We start from the raw sequence: 20,491 nt of genomic DNA, 5'->3' as shown, positions 1-20,491 counted from the left end.
AACTTTCGCTAACGACCGAAACACGAGACAATCCACGCATGCAGGTTAACTTCGCGGAGCGCGCGCATAACCACAACTGGAAGCTCGACCCCATCGTAAGGTCGCTGCTCGACACCGACTTCTACAAACTGCTGATGCTGCAGTTCATCTGGAAGAACTTTCCGCAGGCGCATGTCACCTCAGAAGTCTTCAACCGGACGCTGACCGTCAAGCTGGCCGAGCATATTCCTATTGACCTGCTGCGGCAGCAGATGGAGTATGTGCGCGGTCTACGCTTCCGCAAATCGGAGTTGATATGGCTGGCAGGCAACACCTTCTACGGAACAAGAAGCATCTTCGAGCCCGCGTTTCTGGACTGGCTCGAACATGGGTTCAAACTATCTGACTATGAGATCCTTCCGCTCAACGGCGAGCAGGAGGGACAGTTGATGCTCCGATTCTCCGGCCTGTGGTCCGAGGTGACGATGTGGGAGATCTATGCTCTGGCTCTAGTGAGCGAGATGCGGACCCGGTCGGCGCTTGCTGTGCTCTCTGAACTTGAACTTGATGTGCTGTATGCGCGAGCGAAGACGAAGCTATGGGATAAGATTGAGCGCCTTCGTACCGTGCCGGGGGTGCGGCTCTCGGAGTTTGGAACGCGACGCCGTCACTCTTTTTTGTGGCAGGAGTACGTCGTCGTCGCTCTGCGCACCTCGCTTGGAGCCAGCTTCACGGGGTCGTCGAATACGCATCTCGCGTACAAGCACGACCTCGAAGCGATCGGCACCAACGCGCACGAATTGCCGATGGCACTGGCCGCGTTGGCGAACGACGATGCGGAGGTGCACGCCTCGCAGTATCGAGTGCTCGAGCTATGGCAACAGAGTTACGGCGGCGAACTTCTGGTGATGCTGCCCGACACCTTTGGCACCACGCAGTTTCTCGAAGGTGCACCCGACTGGGTCGCGGATTGGACCGGACAACGTTGCGACAGCAAAGACCCGCTGATTGCTGGCGATGAGTATATTGCGTGGCTAACGAAGCATGGCAGGGACGCAAGGAAGAAGCGCTTCATCGCCTCCGATGGTTTGGATGTCGAACAGATTCTCGAGCTTCACGCCTACTTCAACGAGCGCATCCGGTTCAGCGCAGGCTGGGGCACGCTATTGACGAACGACTTCCGCGGCTGTCATCCGCGCGGCGACGATGCGCTGGAACCGATCAGCCTCGTCTGTAAGCTGAAGTCAGTGGAGGGGCGGCCGGCCGTGAAGCTCTCCGACAATCTTCGCAAGGCGACGGGGCCGCCGGAGGAGATCGCGCGGTATCGCAGGGTCTTCGGAAGTGAGGCGAAGGATGGATCGGCAATCCTTGTCTGACAACCGCGCGGCGCTGGCGACGAAGGGCGATGCCACTCTCATTGAAGGTGATCTGCGCGCATTGACGCCCGCCCGGGTAGCGCTGGCACGAACGGGCAACAGCATCACCACACATGACACGCTCGCCTTCGCCCGCGACCATGCGCAGGCCCGCGACGCGGTACACGCGCATCTGAGCTTGCCAACGCTGCTCAACGAGCTTCGGGCGCGTGGACTGGAGGCGGTCGCGGTGAAGAGCGCGGCTCCTGATCGCGCGACGTACCTCAGGCGACCAGACCTTGGCCGAACCTTAAGCACTTCGGCCAAGGCGGCGCTTCAATCAGAGCGCGGCGACAACGCTAAGCCTCGGCTTACGATCATCGTCGCGGACGGACTCTCGGCGCTGGCAACCGACCGGAACGCCATCGCAGTGATTGATTCCCTATTGCCGTTGGTGCAACCCGAGTGGGAGCTAACGCGGATCGTGATCGCGGAGCAGGCGCGTGTCGCCCTCGGCGACGAGATTGGCGAGGCCTTGGGAGCGCAGCTTACGGTGGTGCTGATCGGGGAACGGCCGGGCTTGTCTGCGGCAGACTCGCTTGGTGCCTACATCACATGGGAGCCGCGGATCGGCCGCACAAACGCCGAACGCAACTGCATCTCAAACATCCGCACAGAAGGTCTGTCTCCGCAGGCAGCCGCGCAACGCATCGCGTTCTTCGCCAAAGAAGCAGGCCTCCTCCGTTTGACTGGAACAGCGTTGAAGGATCCCTCAGAACAGTTGATGCTCAGCGATTCTGAGAGCGGATCCTGAGCGAAGGTCGCTTCCGGGAGGTGTCTTCGGCTATGCTTAAGAAGATGCGTTCGCGTCTCCATTCCGTGCTCACTCTGCTGCTGGCCTTTCTGGTTCTGGGCGCGGGCACGCAAAGTGCGGTGTGTGAGCTGGCGTGCAATCTGGGTGGAAAGATCCAATGTCACGGCGCCGCTACGGTCTCTGCTCAGTCTTCATCAGGGGATGAGGCGATGGCTGGTATGCCAGCGATGCATTGCTCTGGTATGAAGAGTGCCCACGCGTCGAAGGTCGCGGCACCTTCCATTCGCGCCGAAGGCCGTGATGGCGGACGTTGCACGCATCTTGCGTCACCTGCAACGTTGAACTCCATCTCACGCAGCGAGACCGTTAAGGCAGTACAGTGGGTCGTCGTTGGGCCGTTGCCCTCACAGGTCCCGGTCGCTGCCCATCGCATCGCGGCGAGCTCCAATGCGCCGCCTCTTCTGCCGCCGGTCAATCTCCTGCTTGTCACTCTCCGCGTCTAGTCCAGCCTGCAACCGTTCAACGTTCGCAGAGTAGCGCTCCGTACAACAGCGTACAACAGCGCCACACTCTTCGATAGCCAGGATGAGCAGCAGAGCAACTTCGCATATCCCTATGTGAAGCAGGGACTTCTTTGATGAAACAAATCTGTGCCGCAACGATCGCCGCCTTCTTCTCTTGCCTGTCAATTAGTGCACAGGACGCCAAGCCTTCGGACTCCATGCAGGGAATGCAGATGTATCCGCCAAAGATCAGTCCGCAGACGGCACCCAAGCCCTGCGTCGAAGACATGCCGGGGATGAGCATGTGCCCTCATCCGTCGCAGGATAGTAGCGCCGCGATGCCGGGGATGAAGATGAACCCCGGCATGGATGAGATGATGCAGAACATGCATCCGCACAGATTCATTCAGCAGATCATGCACCACGCCTCTTCAGGTACCAGCGCCGAACCAAACTCCACCGCAACGCCGATGCTGATGACCATGAAGGGCTCGTGGATGCTGATGTTCCACGCCAACGTCTTCATCACGGATACGCAGCAGAGCGGGCCGCGTGGCGCGGATAAGTTCTACTCGACGAACTGGTTCATGCCCATGGCGGAACGACGCCTCGGTCCGGGACAGCTCACACTGCGCGCCATGTTCAGCCTTGAGCCGGCGACGATCTCGCAACGGCAGTATCCGCTGCTCTTTCAGCAAGGCGAGACCGCGTTCGGCAAGCCCATCGCGGACGGCCAGCATCCTCACGACTTCTTTATGGAGCTTGGCGCGCTGTACGACGTGAAGCTTGGTGAGAAGACGCTGCTCTCGTTCTACGCGGCGCCCATCGGCGATCCCGCGATTGGGCCGACGGCGTATCCACATCGCGCTTCTGCTTCGGAAGATCCCGTTGGCAGCCTTGGGCATCACCAGGAAGATTCGACCCACATCGCCAGCGATGTCGTCACGGTCGGAGTGACGCATGGCATTGCGCGGATCGAGGTGGGTGGCTTCCACGGTCGCGAACCGGATGAGTTTCGCTGGAACATCGATCAGGGAAAGATCGACTCCTGGTCGACGCGGCTTACGCTGCAACCCGCGCAGAATTGGAGCGGGCAGGTCTCCTACGCTCGCCTAAAGAGCCCGGAGCAGCTGTTCCCAAACGAAGACCAGGCCCGGACGACCGCCTCCGCGATGTACAACCGGCCCTTCCACGAAGGCAACTGGTCGAACACCTTGCTGTGGGGTAGAACGCGGTCACTAGCCGATGACTCAAAGGAGAACAGCTATCTGCTCGAGTCGCTGGTTCGCTTCAAGACGCGCAACTATGCGTGGACGCGAATGGAGAATGCGGGCCGTTCGAACGAGTTGGTGAACGGGGCGAACCCTCTGCCTGCTGGATTTCAGGAGGGACCGATTGGCCACGTTGCCGCCTACACCTTTGGCTATGACAGGGACATCGATCTACTGCCCCACGTGAGAACAGCGCTGGGGACACAAGTGACGACATACGGCGTTCCGGAGGTGCTGCAGTCGATCTACGGATCTCATCCCGTTGGCGTGTCGATCTTCGTCCGATTGCGTCCGTTCGCGGGCAAGCAGAGATGACAAGAGGCCGGCGACGCGCGCCACTCGGCCGCAGTGCCTTCGGCAGATCGCCGAGAAGCTGCAGTTGAATCAAATATTATCGGTGCCCATTGCCCGTTGGCCCCTTGCCCCACAACCGATACGAGCACGAACAGAAAGAGAACGCACCGTATTGGCAACTCGAACTTTCGTTGAGTTGTTTGAGCAAAGTATGTCTTCATTTGGAAACCTCAATTACTGGGTGTGGTCAGTCTGTTGCGTCTGTGGCAATTGCATCTTTTTGCGAGCAACTTTAACTCTTCCCGCAGCACACCCAAGCCGGGAAAGCGCGAGGCCGCGCAGCTTTACGGCTGTGGCGTCGTCTGGATCGAATCTTGATCGGCGTGTCTAACACCTTGTCCGCCTCGATATGCCCGCTAATCGCATAGAGAGCTTCATCCCGCACACGCGCTACTCCAGGTATGGCAGTAACCTCTTTCAACTTATCGAGTTCAGCATCCGGATGTACCATGTCGATCGGTTGTTCTATCTGCTTCACAAGAGCCGAGAGGTCTTTCACCTGCCGACAGCAGGCGGAAGACCAGATGCCGCAGAATTTGGGAGACCATCAGGATACGGTTCCCCAAGGCACGTTGCTCCTACGACTTCGACTCTCATTAATCCAGTTTGATCTTCAGCTCCGAGCCATCATATTGCACGGACTTGCCTTCCCGTTCCGATGAGGCAGCGAAGCCTTTGCCTGCGCTCGCAAGGAAGAGATGTAGAGAGATCGTCTTCGGCATTCCGGGGTAGCGCCCTGTACGGGCACCAATCGTCACGGTGCGATCCGCTTCGGACCAGGTGACGCGAATCGTGGAAAACTCACCTTTCTCGTAGTTATAGTTGTTGCCTTCGTCGTTATAAAGGGTGAAGGTCCCGTTCGCTCCAGGATAGATTCTTAGTTCGAGCGGGCCATTTGGCTTCTCATCGGCATACTCTTCATCAGGACCAAGCGGCAGGATCGAACCTGCTCGCACGTAGAGCGGCAGGCGCTCAAGTGGCGCCGGTGCCTGGATATATTTGCCTCCTTGGATCTTTTCGCCGGTCCAGAAGTCATACCAGAGGCTGTCCTTCGGGAAATAGACACGCCGCTCGATGGCACCTGCCTCAGTTACCGGATTCACCATCACAGCGGGCCCAAACATGAACTGGTCTGCGATGTCGTGCGTGATTGCGTCGTTGCGGAAGTCCATGACCAGCGGGCGTTGGATCGTGTAGTCGTCATGCGAAACCTTCCAGCCGAGCGAATAGATATACGGCATCATGCGGTAACGCAGCTTGTCGAAGGCGATGAGAGATGGCTCGACCATTGGGTAAGTCCATATCTCGTTGTTAGGGCGATGCCCGTGCGAGCGGAAGACAGGGCAGAAGGTACCGAACTGGAACCAGCGGAGATAGAGTTCCTGATACTCCGGGCTAGTGGTCTTGCCGTCGAACTCTCCCGGCCAATAGCCGCCGATGTCAGTCGTCCAGTAAGGCAGCCCGGTTAGCGCGTAGTTCAAACCACCCGCGATCTGGTGACGCAGGCCCCAGTAGCTGCTGTAAACATCGCCCGACCAAACCGTCCCCCCCACGCGCTGCGAGCCCAGAAATGCAGAACGGGTAAGCAGGAAGACGCGCTTCTGGTCGGTGGTTTCGCGCCAGTGCTGTTGGATGCCTTCGTTATGAACAAGGGGATAAATGTTCGTGTACTCGGCCCCGTTGCCAATGGCGATCTTCCTGTCCCGCAGAATGGAATCTCCCATGTGTGGCCAGAACTCTTCCGGCTCCGCGCTGTCCAGCCAGAACGAGTCCCATCCCTGCTTGAAGAGTTTCACGGTAAGGGAGTTCCAATAGACCGCGCGAGCCTCAGGGCTGGAAGCGTCGTAGACGTTCGCATGAGGAACGAAGAGTCCCTTTGCGTCGAGCTTCTTGTAGGTCTCCGCTGCAGGATCGATCAAGCCCCAGGTAGAGATCATGGTGTGAACATGGTTGTCGTGCAGCTTCGCTAAGTCAGCCGGCACATCATGATAGTTTTCGTTGAAATAGGGATCACCTTCGGTCTTCCACCAGAACCAGTCCTGGACCACGGTGTCCATCGGGATGTGCTCGCTGCGGTAGCGGCTGGCGATTCCGTTGATCTCATCGAGCGACTTATAGCGGTCCTTGGATTGAATGAACCCATAAGACCAGCGTGGCAACATCGGAGCATGGCCCGTCAGATTGCGGTACTCATGGATGATGTCGTCCATCTCGGGACCGTAGACGATGAAGTAGTCGATACCCTGCCCCGCGAGAGAGTCGAAGGATAGTTCCAATGGAAACCGGTTGTCGACATAGGTGAAGGATGCGGTATTCCAAAGAATCCCATAGCCCTTCGAAGAGACGAGAAAAGGGATCGCAATGTCGGTGTTGTTCTGGCCAATCTCAACCGTTGCACCGCGGTAGTTGAACATGCCCGATTGGTGCTGACCGAGGCCGTAAAAGGCCTCCGAGTTGTCTGGCCGGAAACGATCGACGATGTGATAGGTCTGCTCGCCATTCAGCGTCTCGGCCTTGTAAGTTCGCGGAACTGCATCGCCTTCGTTCGTAAGCGGCTTCCCGTCGGCAGTGAGGAAGCTCAGATTCCCTCGCTCTTTGCTGAGGGTCGCGGTCAGCTTGGCAGTCTTCACCGAGAATGTCTTCTCGTCCTGGGAGAATTCAAAAGGGGCGCCCTTGCAAGATTGCTCCGCCGGCAGAAGCCAGGGTTGCGGATGCTGGGCGTTGCCGCCATGGGGTCGGGTGACAATATGAATCAATGAGGGCGAGCAGACCGTCACTCTCATCGTCTCCTCGCCGATTGTCGCTTCCAGTCCAGTGCCCGATGCGGTGGCTTGGACCTGGGGCTGGACAGGGAGCGATTGGCCGGGCATCTGGGCAGCGCAGGCACTTGAATGCAGAGCGGCTGAAGAAAATGCAATCGAAAGAAAGACCCTGAAATGATTCACGAGATCCTTTGGTAGTTGGCTGAAGCGTATCAAGTTAAGAGAGAGAAGACGGAGGGCGCGCCCTGCGGCAACGCGCCCTTCGCCCCCTAGAAGTTGATGAGAGCTTTGAACTGCAACTGTCTCGGAGCTGCTCGCGATGCCTCTCCAGTAATAACACCTGCGTTGCTGCCTGCGGTGCAGTCGATACAACTGCTTCAAGGATTGCCAAAGAGGGTTATTTTATTCTTCTCCGGTTCAAGCCCGCTATTCATAGAGGATATGACCGGTGTTTTGGAACTGCAGAGCGAGGTGACACGGGACATCGCCAAGCAGATCCGCGTCCAACTAAGCCACGAGGAAAAGGCCGACCTCACGCGCGTCCGCCCGGTAAATCCTGAGACAGAAGACCTCTACCTGCGGGGCAAGGAGCGTTTCTTCGCAGGTGACCAAAAGACCGCCTTCACCTGTATCAAGAAGGCAGTTCTATCCGATCCCAACTACGCGCCGGCGCACGCCGCCTTGGCCCAATGCTTTGGATGGCCAGGGAGCAGCGGCCTGATGCCTCGCTCGGAGGGCTTCGCGCAGCAGTATGCCGAGGCGCGCAAAGCTCTTGAACTCGATGAGTCTCTTCCTCAAGCCCATATTGAGCTTGGCTATGTTGCGATGAGTCAGGGGTGGAATTGGGATGTTCAAGGCAGAGAGTTCTTTCGTGCCGTTCAACTGGACACCAGTCTAGCTGTCGCCCACGAGGCCTATTCCGAATGTCTGTTACGCCTGGGTAGGATTTCAGAGCGATTGCTGAGACCGAGCTGACCATCGAACTCGACCCTGTTTCGCCCCATCCCCGTGCCGTTGCCGGCTACGACTTTTATATCGCATACCAATATAATCAGGCGCTCGACGAGATCAATCATGCCGTCGCGTTACATGCCGGCAGCGAAATCATGAATACATCAGTCCTTGTTCATATCCAAGAAGATATGTACGGTCAAGCGATTCAGCAATTCCAAAAGCTGGGTGACAATCCCGTCTATGTCATAGGGCATGTGGGCACTGCCTATGCCCGGATGGGTGCCCAGACCGAAGCTCACACTTCGATTGCGAGGCTAGAAGAATATGTAGAGACCACTGGCGCAGGCCGATATGAGATTGCGCTGGTCTATGCAGGTCTCAAGAAAACGATAAGGCGTTCGAGTGGTTGGAGAAAGCCTGCCAGGCGAACGACATATCCCTCACCTATCTCAAGATCGATCCTCTTCTCGATCCCCTGCACCCCGATCCGCGCTTTCAATCTCTGCTCCGGCAGGTTGGCCTGCCACTTTAGGGGCCGGTCAATCCGTCGGTCGAGGCCTTTAGCGACGCTTATATAGAATTTAGGCACAACATGCCTCTATCGCAAAACGAACCCAGGCACCAGTTCAGAGCAGGAGAGCGTGAGGTCAGGGTGCGGATCTACCCTTGGCTGGTCGTAGCCATGCTCTGGACCGTCTGCTTGTTGAACTACGCGGACCGTCAATCGATCTACTCCGTCTTTCCGTTGATCAAGGTGGAGTTTCATTTGACGGACGTCCAACTGGGCGTGATCGCTGGAAGTTTCATGTGGATGTATGCGGCGTTCGGGCCGGCGGCCGGGTGGCTTGCCGACCGTGTCTCCGGGAAGCGGTTAGTGCTGAGCGCGCTCGCGTTCTGGTCCGCAATGACCGCACTCACCGCGTTCACCGATGGTTACCACATCCTCACCGCGGTCCGCGCCCTGGGCGGTTTGGGCGAGGCCTTTTACTTTCCCGCCGCGATGACTTTGATCGCCCGCTACCATGGCGCGGAGACGCGTTCGCGGGCGATGGCAATCCACCAGTCGGCGGTGTATGTGGGCACAGTTGCGGGAGGCGCTCTCTCCGCGATCGTCGCGGAACAAGCAGGATGGCGGCAGGGCTTCCTTCTCTTCGGCCTTCTCGGCGTGGCACTCGCCGCGGTTCTCTCCTTCACGCTTCGCGAGCCGCGGGCAGCCCTGCTTACCGTCTCCGAGACGGGACAGCCGGCGGACCTCTGGACCAGCATCCGCGAGGTGCTGACGAACCGCAAGGTGCTGCTGCTGACCGGTGTCTTTGCCGGAGCGAACTTTGTCGCGGTGGTTTTCATGGTATGGCTGCCGACCTTTCTTCGCGATAAGTTCCACATGGGGCTCGCCAGCGCTGGCTTGAACAGTGTGCTCTCGCTGCAGCTCGCATCGATTGCAGGCGTGCTGCTGGGCGGCTTTGCCGCCGACCGCGTCGTGCTATCCAGCCGGTGGACGCGGCGACAGGTGCAGGGCTGCGGCCTGGTGATCGGCGTGCCTTGTCTGTTCCTGCTCGGACGCGCACCGACGATGCGAACGCTGCTGGCTGCAATGATCGGCTTCGGGCTATGCAAGGGGATCTACGACTCCAACATCTGGGCGTCGCTGTACGACGTTGTCCCGGTTTCGCGGCGAGGAGTGGCGGCGGGACTGATGAACTCGATCGGATGGCTTGGCGCCGGTGCCGCTCCAATCGCCGCGGCAGCCGGTGCGAAGCTATTCGGTTTCAGCGCGTGCTTGAGCGCAACCTCCATGATTTATCTTGTTCTCGCCGTGCCGATGCTATGGCCGGCACGGAACGTTTCGTACAGGTCAGGGGCTTCATCCATCGCGCCAACCGCCTAAGAGATTGGGGCGCTGGATAGGGCACCTGGCTTTGCGTTAGTTATTCGATCATCAGATCGGGTTTGCTGGCACGGAACCATTCGATGAACTGCGAACGGGCCCTTGTGCTTTCCGGCGACAAAGGAAAGGGAAAGTCCGCCGCGCTGAGCCGGCGTTCCTCGGCGATGATCTTCAGACCCCAGGGAACCGGGAATTGTCCAAGCCATTCGATGAATCGATCGAGATGCCCCTTCAGAGCTAGGGCGTTGTCACTATGGGGTGCGGTCCTCGCTTCGCGATAGAAGGCCTGCATGAGTTCGGGCAGGACGCAGGCGACTCCGGAGACGACGCCATCGCAGACTGACTCCGAAAGAGCTCCGAAGAGCGCGGAGTCGTTGCCGACCACGCAGTTCGCTCCCGGAACGCTCGCCTTCAGGCGATGCAACGTGAGCAGCGATCCGCTGCTGTCCTTAAGACCGATAATTTGTGGGAGCTCCTGGACGAGGCGAAGAACGGTCTCAGAATTAAGCGGCGTTGTGAAGCCTGGCAGATCGTAGAGCAGCACAGGTAAGGATGCGTGCTGTGCGACTTCGCGAACAAAGGTGTCGAGATCGCCTTGTCCGTAAGGGAAGAAGTGAGGCATGGGCAGGAGAAGCCCGTCGGCACCGGACGCCTGAGCGGTTTCGAGCAGTCGGGAGACCTGATGAAAACCGGCGCCGCCGATACCACTCAGAAGCGTGACGTCGGCGCCGCCGAGTTCCCGGGCCTTGCGCAGCATCTCCCCAAGCTCTTGAGGCGAGGTGAGGCAGTACTCTCCGGTTGCGCCGTTGAGTGCGAAGCCGGTGATACCGCAGCGCAGGAGAAACTCCATGTGATGCGCGAAGGCAGCAATCTCCACGACTCCGTCGTTGGTACGAGGAACCGTCATGGCTGCGAACACTCCCGTGACGAGTGGGCGTTGACTGGGATGGGCAGAATGGATGGGGACCTCCAGAATTGCGCTTGTTATGATCGTTTTGACGACGAATTGTCGACAGTTTTATCGATTAGAGGTGCTGATGCGGAGCACGTTACGAGTATGGAGCAGGTTGGGATGACGCCAGTGACAATCAAGAGGGTTTCCAAAAAGAGAACGGCAGAGACGAACGCCGTGCCGGCGAAGCAAAGAATCTATAACCACGTTCATGAACAGGTCAGTCGGGGCGAGCTTCCAGGCGGCCAGGTGATCTCTGAGTTGCAGTTGTCGCGTGACCTGGGGACGAGCCGATCTCCGGTGCGGGAGGCGATCGCGCAACTGATCGCCGACGGCCTGCTGGAGCAGGCACCCAACCGGAGCGCTGTGGTGGTAGATCTTAAACGAGAAGACATCATTGACCTCTACGAGGTGCGTGAGGCGCTGGAGATTTATGCCGTGCACAAGGTGGCGCAACGCGGTCTTCCGGCGAGGAGTTACGCGCAACTGCAGGAGTGCCTGGGTGAGCTGCAGGCGATGCTGGATCATTTGCGGATGAGCGGCGAACGGGCATTGAACGAGGAGCAGACGACCAGATATTCCAACCTGGACATGAAGTTTCACTCGATGCTGGTTCTCTCGGCGCAGAACGTGCGGATGCAGCGGATCGTCGTCGACACGCGACTGCTGGTCCGGATCTTCGCCATGCGGCGGTCGGGCCATGAGGTCGAGAAACTCGAAGAGATCCACCGGCAGCATCTCTCGATCGTTCAGGCGGTCGCGGAGGGCCGGGCGGACGATGCTGTGAGCTATCTTTCGGCACATATTCACACCAGCCTGAAGGAGCGCCTCGAAGAGTTCGACTTCTGGAAGCGGGAGAACGCCCTGCGCAACTACCCGATCGAGTTCGCGGCCACGTAGCGCCGAACTAAATCGGGACAAGATACTTCGGTTCATCCGGCGCAGGAACAACCGGGGTCATGTCTCATCCGTATAGGAATTGGCGAGCGCACGACCCCGGCCTAATTGAAGGCACTAGAACTTGTACGTCAACTGAAGTTCAAGCGTCCTCTGCTGCGACCGTGTGCTCTGCACGATGCCCCAGTTGTTGCTGCCATTGATGATCACGTTCGGGTTGTTATAGCTGGTGATGTTGCCCAGATTGTAGGCGTTGCAGCGGAACTGCAGCGTGTTCGTCTCGTAGACCCGGAAGTCCTTTGAGAGCGTCCCGTCCACTCCCCGGAAGGCGGGAGCGCGTTCCGTCCCGATCCGTACCGTATCGTTGAAGTTCGGCGCCTGACCGGTTGCCTCCGTCAGGACGAACGGAATGCCGTAGGCGCAGGAACCGTCGTCCTGCTGCAGCGCAGAGTTGTTGCAGGTGCCCGCCCCAATATAGTTCGAGTGGGTCGCGCTCGGGTCAGTGCCGAACGCTCCCGCCAGAACCTCATTGTTCGGGAAGCTCTGCAGATAGTTACCCACAACTCCCGCTGAATTGGGCCCGTTGCCCACGATATAGCCATACTTCCGGCCGACGATCTTCATCTTGCGGTACTGGTGGGCCCGAATGTACCCACCGCCGCCCAGGATGTTCCCTGTGCTTCCGGCGCGAATGGCCAGCGGGAATCCGCCGAGAAGCACCGAGCTGGCCGAGACTTTCCAACCACCGATCGCCTCATCGACCGCACGGTTCGCCCCGGAGAAGAAGCGTTTGCCACTGCCAAACGGTAACGCGTAGTTGGCGATGCCGTTAAACTGGTGGCGCTGGTCCGAACCCACCGGGCCGTACTCCCGATGAAGGTCGTAACTGTCCTCAGGCAAGGTCGTCGTCCCCGAGATATCGTTGATCGCGATAGGCCCCGTCGTGTCGGCGAGGTTCTTCGAGTAGGTGTAGTTGACGATCAGCTCCAGCCCCTGCGTCGGACGCTGCCTGTAGCTGACCTCGGCCGCGTTGAAGTTCGAAGCGCCCTCCGACTCATAGAGATTTACCGAACCCTTGCCCAGCGTGCTGAAATAAGGAGCGCTTGAAGGTGTACCGATCAACGTCCACTGATTCGGGTTGCGGACGTCCAACAGCCGGTTGGCAAAGTTGCCCACATAGGCGAGCGTCAAAGACGACGTGTTGCTCAACTCATATTCGCTGACGAGGTCGTACTGCGTCTCGAACTGCGGCTTCAGGTTCGTCCACGCTGTATAGTTCGTGTTGGTGCCGGTCGCCGTAGGAAATCCATTTGCGGTAAAAAACGGTGTGCCACCGGAGGTCGTCGTGGGATTCACCGCCGACTCAGCGACCTTCGCCGTGAATGGAAAGTTGCCGGTGTGGCTCAGAGCGTTGAAGTCCATAAACGTCGTGATCCCCAGGCCTCCGCGAATCACCAGACGCGGACGTTCCTGCCAGGCGAAGCCCAGCCGGGGATTGAACTCATTGTGGACCGGACTGTACAGAGAGCGGCTATTGCCGTCCTGTCCAGCGAGGACAATCGCGCCCGTTGCAAGATTGATGTTCGATATTTTATTGTTCACCTCATAAACGGGCTGCGTGTACTGGTAGCGCAGACCCAGGTTCAGCGTCAAGGTCGGCGTGATCTTCCAGTCGTCCTGCGCGAAGACGGCAGAGCGGTACTCTCGCTCACCCACGTCGCCGATCGACTGCGATACGGTCAAACTGCTCACGTAACCCAGCACGAAGTCTGCGAAGTCATAACCCGTAGCGCTGCCCGCTGCGGGATCACCGGTAAACAGCCCTGTATAGCTCTGAGTTCCCAAAGCGCCGCCGTAGTTGGCACCGGGGAAGTAGTTGTTCTGGTAGCGGATCAGCTGCGCGCCAGCCTTGATGGTATGGTGTCCGCGAAGGATCGTGAGGTTGTCTTCGTACTGGAAGGTGTTGTCGACCCCGGTATTGAACGCGGAGCTTGTGCCGAACGAGTTGATGCCCTGCGCCCCGTTGACGCTAAAACCCTGCTGGGTGAAACCGAGCGCGGTCTGGTTCGGGAAGTTGATACCGACTACGCCGTCGCCGTTGGCACCAAATGAAGCGTTCGTCGCGGGCAGCTGGTTGTAGTGATTCCTCGTCAACCCAATGCGGAACTCGTTCACGACAGAAGCAGAGAAAGTATGGACGTAGTTGAGCCGAAGCGCCTTGTAGGGAAAGTAGCTGAGCGTCGGAAACGAGACAGGAGTCAGAAACTGCGACTGACCGTCGTGCGCGTTGCTGTAGGAGAAGCTGCCGGATATGCGATCGTTGTCCGTCGGCGAGTAGTCCATTTTCACGTCGAACTGGTTGTTCTCCGTCAGCGACTTGACCGTGCCCGTGTATCCGTTCTGGATCAGGCCGGTGATCGGCGTGTTGGCAAGCGGATATAGGTTGGGGTGCGCAAACAGGTACGTCGCCACCGGGTTCTTGATCGGCACCAGGTTCTGATAGGTCGTTCCGTTGATCGTCTGGTTGAAGGGGGCGAAACCGTTCTGCGAATCGTAGAGCTGTTTACCCAACGCACTGCCGAAGTATGCATAGCCGGCCAGCGGCGAGACACTGGGATCGTTAGGGTCGTTGCTCGTCGTGTTTCCACGCCACGCATTCAGCGCCACGTTCGTCTGGCTAATCGATCCGCTTGGCTTGAAGTAGCCCTGATAGTCCGCAAAGAAGAAGAGTTTGTTCTTTCCATTGAAGAGCTTCGGAATCACAACAGGTCCGCCAAACGTGCCGGAGTAGATCGTCTGCGTGTAAGGGCTTCGCGGCGTGATGGTGCCAGGCGTGGTACTGGTCGCACTGATGACGTTGTAGTTGCGCTTGTTGCCGAAGGTATTCGCGTCCATCAGATAGTTCTGCAGGTAGCCTGACGCACTGCCGTGGAACTGGTTCGTTCCGCTCTTCAGCACTGACACAATCTGACCGCCCGTCGCGTTCCCGAACTCGGCCGGAGCGGAACTGGTAAAGATATTTACCGACTCCAGCGAATCCGGGTCCGGATCGTAGATAGGCTCGCCGAAGCCGTTCCCCAAATCTGCGCCGCTGTCCGTGTTCTCGATGCCGTCGATGTAGTAGTTGTTGTTGTAGGTGCGGTTGCCGTTGATGTTCGGCAAGGTGGCAAAGCTCTGAGGACGCTCGCCGGAGTTGTTTGGGCTGCCTGTAGCGCCGTTCCACTGGTTCTGGTCGCCGACCGAGACACCCGGCGCAAACTGCGCAAGCTCCATGAAACTGTGGCCGTTTACCGGCAGATCGTTGATCAGCGTAGCGGGAATGTTGGTGCTGATCGTGCCGTTCTCCGTGTTCAGGATGGGTGCCAGTTGCGAGTTCACCTGGACACTCGCCTCGCTACCCAGCTTCAGCTTTGCATCCACCTTAGCAACCTGGGCAACCTCAAGCAGGAACGGAGTGGTCTCCAGCGTGGTAAAGCCCTTCGACGTCACCGAGACCTTGTACGTGCCGATCTGCAGAAAGCGGATGCTGTAGACGCCATCCTGATTCGTTGTGGCCGATGTGGCAACATTCGTCGCAACGTTGGTGGCCGTAACCTTTGCACCTGCCACTACGGCTCCGCTGGGGTCCGTGACCGTGCCAACGATATCGCCGGTGATGGTCTGGCCAATGGCGGAGAAGCCAGCGTATAGGACAAGAACTACCACCAGGCTCAGCTTGAGTACCAAATTGCGCATGTTGCCTCCTCATTCGTCTTCGCTCCACGCACCTGCAACCATCCATCGCTCAAGAGTTTTTGGACTATTGAGCAGATTGTGGACAATTTGCTGAGTAGAAATAGCGCGGGTGAACGTTTTTGTAAAACTAAGGCACGAAGGAGCGAGATGCAAGCAAAATCTGTCGACAATTACATATTTTTTGTCGACATATTTTTAGGATAGGCTATGCAGAATGAATCGATCCTGTGCTATCGTCGCAACAAAATGAGCATATTACGAAGAAACAATCAGGCATGCGCCTCGCCTGACCGCAGTGTTCGCCTTCAGTTTCATCTCGGAGCGCTGTTCACGACTGTGCTTTTCTTCGGCGTGCCGCTGGCGTTCGCGTCAAGCGCGCCATTTCGCGTGGTGGTCTCGCGGAACCAGACTTCTCAGGAGAGAGCGGCGACTATGATGCTCGTCGAGGAAGCTGCCCGGCGCACGATCGGAGGGAGAGCCGCTGAGATCGAAACCGGGCCATTTGCCTCAAGCAATGGCGAGACGGAGACTGTTGTCCTTGCAAATCGAGCTGCGGTTCCCTCCTTGCTGCCTGCGAATCTCGCTGCAAAATGGCATCGGGAGCTCAAATCGCTGCACCCGACCGAGCACGCCGAAGGGTTCAGCATCATCACATTCCCCGGACGACTGACCGTTGTCGCGGGCAACGACGACCGTGGCGAACTTTTCGGGGCGGGCTGGCTGCTACGACACATCCGCTTCAACGAGACTGGCGCTGAGGTTCCGCCCCATCTTCTGGTCTTCGAAGCGCCCGAAAAGCCCGTCCGCGGGCACCAGATCGGCTACAGGTTAAAGAACAACACCTATGACGCCTGGACCTTGGCGCAGTTCGAGCAAGGCATTCGCGATCTGGCGATCTTCGGAACGAATACGATCCAGCTGATCGCTCCAGTCTCGGACGATCAGCCAACCAGCCCGCTGTTCCCTGCGCCGGCGCTCGATACCCTGCTTGGCATCTCAAAGATCCTTGCGAAGTATGGCTTGGACTGCGACCTCTACTATCCGGAGATACGTAAGAACTACACGGACCCAGCGGCTGTTGAAGCTGAGCTAAAGGACTTCGAAGCGCTTGTCCGCGCGATGCCCCGGCTCGATGCGCTTTATGTTCCAGGGGGCGACCCCGGCCACACTCCGCCGGAAGTGCTGTTCCCGCTGCTGGCTCGCGAGGCGGAGGTGCTGCACCGGTACCACCCTGGAGCAAAGATCTGGGTCTCGGCGCAGGGATTTGATCGCGACCGATACGAAGAGTTTTACAAGTTACTTGATGCTCGTCCTCAGTGGCTTACCGGAGTCTTCTTTGGTCCGCAGTCGCGTGACAGCTTCTTTACCCAGCGCAAGCGCATCCCCACTCGGTACGCGATGCAGTTTTATCCCGACATTGCGCATACGATGCACGCACAGTTTCCCGTCCCACAGTGGGACCCGATCTTCGCGCTCACCGAAGGACGGGAGCCGGTCTGCCCGCGACCGGCCGCTTTCGATTCCATCTATCACCACTTCGAATCGCTTCACAGCGGCTTCGTCACCTACTCCGAAGGGGTGAACGACGACGTAAACAAGATTGTCTGGAGCCAGCTTGGATGGTCCTCGAAGACACCCGTGGACACGATCCTGAGCGAGTACGCCAGTTTCTTCCTCCATCGCGACGGAATCCAGCGGCAGCTTGCGGTCAACGCCATAAAGGGACTTGAAGATAATTGGCTGGGACCTCTGGAGATGAACCCTCAAATACCTCGAACAGTGCAAACGCTTGAGACCCTTCAACGAGAATCAACGCCAATTCAGACCGAAGGCAACGGTGCATGGGAGATGCTGCTCTATCGCGGGATCTACGACGACTATCTGCAGCGCAAACTCCGCCGCGAACGCAAAAGCGAGGCCGAGGCACTTGCTGCTTTGGATGCGAACACCGGACCGAGTGCCGGCCGAGTTGCTGTTGCGCGCAAGATGCTCGACGGCAGCGCTCCTGATGCGATGGAACAGAGCGAACACGACCGGCTGTTTACGCTGGCGGGACTGCTGTTCCACAACATAGGCATTCAACTCAGCGTGAAGCTCTATGGTGCATCGAACTGGGAGCGCGGTGCCAATCTCGACCGCGTCGATACGCCGCTGATTGAGTCGGCGTGGCTGAACCATGCGATGGATGAAGCATTGAAGCTTCCGGGGGAGACGGCTCGCACCGCGGCTTTGCATCGCATCGCACACTGGAGCGAGCCCTCGCCAAGAGCGATCTACGACGATCTCGGCGATCCTGCGGCGGAGCCACACCTGGTGCGCGGTGCGGTCTGGCAAAGCGATCCAGAGATGTATGAGACCGCTATCGACGGGATAGCCGACCGCACGCTAGCCGACGGCTGGCGGCTCTCATGGCTCGATTATGCGGAGACGCTCTATGAGACGCGGCTCGAGCTGAAGTACAACGGTCTCGACCCGCGCCGCTCCTATCTGCTGCGCGTCACTTATGCAGGTGAAGACTATGCCTTGCCGCTCCGCCTTGTCGCAAATGGCAGCGTGGAGATCCATCCTGCCCGCCTTCGCAAGTCCAACCCTGAGACGGTTGAGTTTTCAATCCCAGAGCGAGCAGTCGCCGACGGCAAGTTGAGCCTCAGCTGGATCGGTCCTGATGGCAGCGGCGGCAGTGGGCGCGGAAGACAGGTAGCCGAGGTTTGGCTACTGGAGCAGTAGTTGCCGAAGAGGAAGTCTTCGCAACTTTTAGTACGCTAGTCTCCGGCGACCAGTCTGCCGTCGATGAGTGCATCAGCGATTTGCCCACAACGGAAATTGCGGAGACTCATTTTAGGGAGTAGTGGGTTTTGCGTCTGCTTCAACGTCGATCTCGACATCGGGTGCCGTTAAGTCGCCCACTTCTGCCGCATTGTCGCGCGCCCCCATGCCGAATTCAACGCACTTGTGGCTGCGGTTCCATGGAACGCGACTCCCGCCGGCTGATTCGGTCTTGGATCGGAGAAGACGCCGCTGTATTTGAAGGTGAGCGGCACTACTTTGGTAACGCCATGCACGGTCAGCGGACCGTCCATCCTCCAGAGATCTGCCAAGACACGATGGATGCCCTGGCCTTGATAGGTCATTGTCAAGAACTTCTTCACATGAAAATAGGAGTCAGTGCGAAGATCGTCATCACGTTGGCTGACCTGCGTGCTGATCGTAGCAACATCGATCGTGACGTCGACGCTGCAAGCGGCTGGATACGGCGATGCGGTGATGGTCCCTGAAACCTGGTCAAAACGGCCAGGCACACGTCCCACCAGATGGTGCCAGGCGCTGAAATAGGCAAAACTGTGACGCGGATCTATCGTGTACGTCCCCGGAGATGGAAGCGCTGGAGTTTCGGCGCTCGTTTGGACAGTTGTGGCGCTAGGCTGTTGCGCCACAGCAGAGATCCAAGACCCCGCGCAACCTGCCAAAATCAGAGCGCCGACTCCGAAGAAATTCCGCAGTCTCTTGAAGATCGTTCTTCCTACATTCCTGTTCATCATCTCGCTAGCCTCCGACTCATTTGCACCTGAGCATCGTTACTTGACAGTGCCCCTTGAAGCCATCGAACGGTTCCCGAACCCAAAGGAGAGCCCCATGCAAGTAACTGACAAACAGCGCAATTAATCTGGGCAGGAGCCGCCCTCTTCGGCGTCTTCTATATCGCCCCGTGGGCTATTCACAATGCCCGTATCGCCTTCAGCGACCCACCCGCGCCGGCTAAACCGTCAGCGGCTCGAATACTGCCAATAGCTCCGAAACCAACGCCGGAGCGCGGACCATGCAAGATATCGCTTCAGATACGCCGTGACCCCATGACACCGGACGGTTTTACCGGCTATGCCACTTCCGGATGCAACCCGCTTTTCACCACCGCGGGGATGAACAAGCAAGCCGCTCTCGACCACATCCTCAAGGACGCTACACCGACCTCGTCCATCATGACCGGCAAAACGGCGCTTCGGTCTTCCAAGGTTTTGTCGCTTCGCTGGTCCGACGTGCTTTGGGAAGAGGGACAGATCCGGATATCGAAGCGCTGGGCGAAGGGTGAAGACGGCGACACCAAGACAGAGGCTTCAAACGGGCATGTACCGATGCATCCGGTACTGGCTGAGTATCTGAGGGACTGGCACATCATCACGCCCCATGGACGAGATACGGACTTCGTATTCCCGTCACTGAGGGCATTCGGGAAAGTGCCGCTCTCTTCATCCATTTTCGTCAACGACCATCTGCGACCGGCAGCCATATCCGCCGGAGTGGCGATCACGAAGGGCCAGCGCTTTGGAACCCACAACCTGAGACACAGCCTTTCCACGTGTCTAGTGAATCAGGGTAAGGTCGCTCCAAAGACGGTCCGAGGCATGCTGAGGCATGCCAACGTGAAGACCACGCTTAATCTCTATATGCAGGATGACAGGGACGAAAAGCAGGCGGCACAAGGGGCTTACCTAAGCGCGGTAGGGCTTGGAAGTCGTTTAGTGCAGTAATTTGTGGGATGGGTTATGGGTTGTCACTTTAGGTCCCATACGAAGCTAAGTTCTTTGCTTTGTATGGCGGGGACGACGGGGCTCGAACCCGCGACCTCTGCCGTGACAGGGCAGCGCTCTAACCAACTGAGCTACGTCCCCAAAGTTGATTTCGACTATCTCGATAACAAACCTTTAGGATCAAACGTTTCACGACGTGTGAGACGGTCTCTCCCAACTTATCGAAACTTCGGTTTGACGCTCGGCGTCTACGCGCACGAAGCGGATACCAAGTGAGTCGTCGGAACAACAAATATGAGTTTATCAGATTTGACGTCCGTTCGTTGTCCTATCCAGACAAGTTTTCTCCTGTCCGGGAGTTCCGCGCAAACTGGTCCAGTCCACGAGGAGATCTGCGGCCGGTGCGGCATCAGTCCCCGAACACTTCATCAACCCAACGAACGAGAGGTATTCTCGCGCATCCCAGCGATATGAAGAGGCGGCCGCCTTGACGGACGCGCA

General features: G+C 58.2%; 13 protein-coding genes, 1 tRNA gene and 1 pseudogene. 10 read left to right on the top strand and 5 right to left on the bottom strand.

Annotated elements, in window-relative coordinates; genetic code table 11:
• The first annotated feature begins 38 nt into the window (after positions 1 to 38).
• The 4 genes from pncB to OHL18_RS20145 all read left to right on the top strand — a co-directional run bounded on the left by pncB (position 39) and on the right by OHL18_RS20145 (position 4,237).
• The gene (pncB, locus tag OHL18_RS20160) at positions 39 to 1,355 is read left to right on the top strand and encodes a nicotinate phosphoribosyltransferase (RefSeq protein ID WP_263376679.1); all 1,317 of its coding nucleotides are present in this window, start codon (positions 39 to 41) and stop codon (positions 1,353 to 1,355) included.
• Positions 1,348 to 2,148, top strand: a complete 801-nt coding sequence (gene eutC / locus OHL18_RS20155; RefSeq protein ID WP_263376678.1) for an ethanolamine ammonia-lyase subunit EutC — start codon at positions 1,348 to 1,350, stop codon at positions 2,146 to 2,148. Before pncB ends, eutC begins: the two co-directional genes overlap by 8 nt.
• A gap of 32 nt (positions 2,149 to 2,180) precedes the next feature.
• Positions 2,181 to 2,651 (top strand): hypothetical protein, encoded by a 471-nt coding sequence (locus OHL18_RS20150; protein WP_263376677.1) that lies wholly within the window; start codon positions 2,181 to 2,183, stop codon positions 2,649 to 2,651.
• 134 nt (positions 2,652 to 2,785) lie between these two features.
• Positions 2,786 to 4,237 (top strand): TonB-dependent receptor, encoded by a 1,452-nt coding sequence (locus OHL18_RS20145; RefSeq protein WP_263376676.1) that lies wholly within the window; start codon positions 2,786 to 2,788, stop codon positions 4,235 to 4,237.
• 635 nt (positions 4,238 to 4,872) lie between these two features.
• Here OHL18_RS20145 and OHL18_RS20140 read toward each other — a convergent pair.
• Entirely contained in the window at positions 4,873 to 7,059 is a 2,187-nt protein-coding gene (locus OHL18_RS20140) for a glycoside hydrolase family 31 protein (protein WP_396274949.1), read from the bottom strand.
• A 267-nt stretch (positions 7,060 to 7,326) separates the two neighbouring features.
• Between OHL18_RS20140 and OHL18_RS20135 the strand changes: the two genes are divergently transcribed.
• The 3 genes and pseudogenes from OHL18_RS20135 to OHL18_RS20130 all read left to right on the top strand — a co-directional run bounded on the left by OHL18_RS20135 (position 7,327) and on the right by OHL18_RS20130 (position 9,880).
• Positions 7,327 to 8,013, top strand: a complete 687-nt coding sequence (locus tag OHL18_RS20135; protein ID WP_263376675.1) for a tetratricopeptide repeat protein — start codon at positions 7,327 to 7,329, stop codon at positions 8,011 to 8,013.
• A 367-nt stretch (positions 8,014 to 8,380) separates the two neighbouring features.
• Positions 8,381 to 8,524, top strand: a pseudogene (locus OHL18_RS23360) (TPR end-of-group domain-containing protein); the annotation flags it as partial.
• A gap of 120 nt (positions 8,525 to 8,644) precedes the next feature.
• On the top strand, positions 8,645 to 9,880 hold the full coding sequence (locus tag OHL18_RS20130) for an MFS transporter (RefSeq protein WP_263376674.1): 1,236 nt from the start codon (positions 8,645 to 8,647) through the stop codon (positions 9,878 to 9,880).
• 40 nt (positions 9,881 to 9,920) lie between these two features.
• Here the strand turns inward: OHL18_RS20130 and OHL18_RS20125 are convergent, their stop codons facing one another.
• Complete coding sequence (locus OHL18_RS20125) at positions 9,921 to 10,799, bottom strand: dihydrodipicolinate synthase family protein (RefSeq protein ID WP_263376673.1); 879 nt, start codon at positions 10,797 to 10,799, stop codon at positions 9,921 to 9,923.
• Between the two features lie 153 nt (positions 10,800 to 10,952).
• Here OHL18_RS20125 and OHL18_RS20120 point away from each other — a divergent pair, with 153 nt between their 5' ends.
• Positions 10,953 to 11,732, top strand: a complete 780-nt coding sequence (locus OHL18_RS20120) for a GntR family transcriptional regulator (protein ID WP_263376672.1) — start codon at positions 10,953 to 10,955, stop codon at positions 11,730 to 11,732.
• A gap of 114 nt (positions 11,733 to 11,846) precedes the next feature.
• On the opposite strand, the gene OHL18_RS20115 is transcribed toward OHL18_RS20120, so the two are convergent.
• A complete protein-coding gene (locus OHL18_RS20115; RefSeq protein WP_263376671.1) occupies positions 11,847 to 15,464 on the bottom strand; it encodes a carboxypeptidase regulatory-like domain-containing protein in 3,618 nt (1,205 codons plus the stop codon).
• A 432-nt stretch (positions 15,465 to 15,896) separates the two neighbouring features.
• On the opposite strand from OHL18_RS20115, the gene OHL18_RS20110 reads away from it, so the two are divergent.
• Positions 15,897 to 18,191: a hypothetical protein gene (locus tag OHL18_RS20110; protein WP_263376670.1), complete on the top strand. Its 2,295-nt coding sequence runs from the start codon at positions 15,897 to 15,899 to the stop codon at positions 18,189 to 18,191.
• A gap of 167 nt (positions 18,192 to 18,358) precedes the next feature.
• Here the strand turns inward: OHL18_RS20110 and OHL18_RS20105 are convergent, their stop codons facing one another.
• The gene (locus OHL18_RS20105; RefSeq protein ID WP_263376772.1) at positions 18,359 to 19,000 is read right to left on the bottom strand and encodes a YceI family protein; all 642 of its coding nucleotides are present in this window, start codon (positions 18,998 to 19,000) and stop codon (positions 18,359 to 18,361) included.
• A 315-nt stretch (positions 19,001 to 19,315) separates the two neighbouring features.
• Here OHL18_RS20105 and OHL18_RS20100 point away from each other — a divergent pair, with 315 nt between their 5' ends.
• The gene (locus OHL18_RS20100; RefSeq protein ID WP_263376669.1) at positions 19,316 to 19,990 is read left to right on the top strand and encodes a tyrosine-type recombinase/integrase; all 675 of its coding nucleotides are present in this window, start codon (positions 19,316 to 19,318) and stop codon (positions 19,988 to 19,990) included.
• Positions 19,991 to 20,054: 64 nt separating this feature from the next.
• Here OHL18_RS20100 and OHL18_RS20095 read toward each other — a convergent pair.
• Positions 20,055 to 20,131, bottom strand: a tRNA-Asp gene (locus OHL18_RS20095).
• Positions 20,132 to 20,491: the final 360 nt, after the last annotated feature.

The organism is Granulicella aggregans, from assembly GCF_025685565.1.
Classification (GTDB): domain Bacteria; phylum Acidobacteriota; class Terriglobia; order Terriglobales; family Acidobacteriaceae; genus Edaphobacter; species Edaphobacter aggregans_B.
Note: the sequence above shows the minus strand (reverse complement) of the source record. Positions and strands in the feature narration are given on the sequence as shown.

What these genes read in the sequence shown, in the direction of transcription:
- OHL18_RS20145 (WP_263376676.1), top strand. Translation starts at nt 2,786, where the DNA reads ATGAAACAAATCTGTGCCGCAACGATCGCCGCCTTCTTCTCTTGCCTG.
- OHL18_RS20150 (WP_263376677.1), top strand. Translation starts at nt 2,181, where the DNA reads ATGCTTAAGAAGATGCGTTCGCGTCTCCATTCCGTGCTCACTCTGCTG.
- pncB (WP_263376679.1), top strand. Translation starts at nt 39, where the DNA reads ATGCAGGTTAACTTCGCGGAGCGCGCGCATAACCACAACTGGAAGCTC.
- OHL18_RS20100 (WP_263376669.1), top strand. Translation starts at nt 19,316, where the DNA reads ATGACACCGGACGGTTTTACCGGCTATGCCACTTCCGGATGCAACCCG.
- OHL18_RS20110 (WP_263376670.1), top strand. Translation starts at nt 15,897, where the DNA reads ATGATGCTCGTCGAGGAAGCTGCCCGGCGCACGATCGGAGGGAGAGCC.
- OHL18_RS20120 (WP_263376672.1), top strand. Translation starts at nt 10,953, where the DNA reads ATGACGCCAGTGACAATCAAGAGGGTTTCCAAAAAGAGAACGGCAGAG.
- OHL18_RS20105 (WP_263376772.1), bottom strand. Translation starts at nt 19,000, where the DNA reads ATGAACAGGAATGTAGGAAGAACGATCTTCAAGAGACTGCGGAATTTC.
- OHL18_RS20140 (WP_396274949.1), bottom strand. Translation starts at nt 7,059, where the DNA reads ATGAGAGTGACGGTCTGCTCGCCCTCATTGATTCATATTGTCACCCGA.
- OHL18_RS20115 (WP_263376671.1), bottom strand. Translation starts at nt 15,464, where the DNA reads ATGCGCAATTTGGTACTCAAGCTGAGCCTGGTGGTAGTTCTTGTCCTA.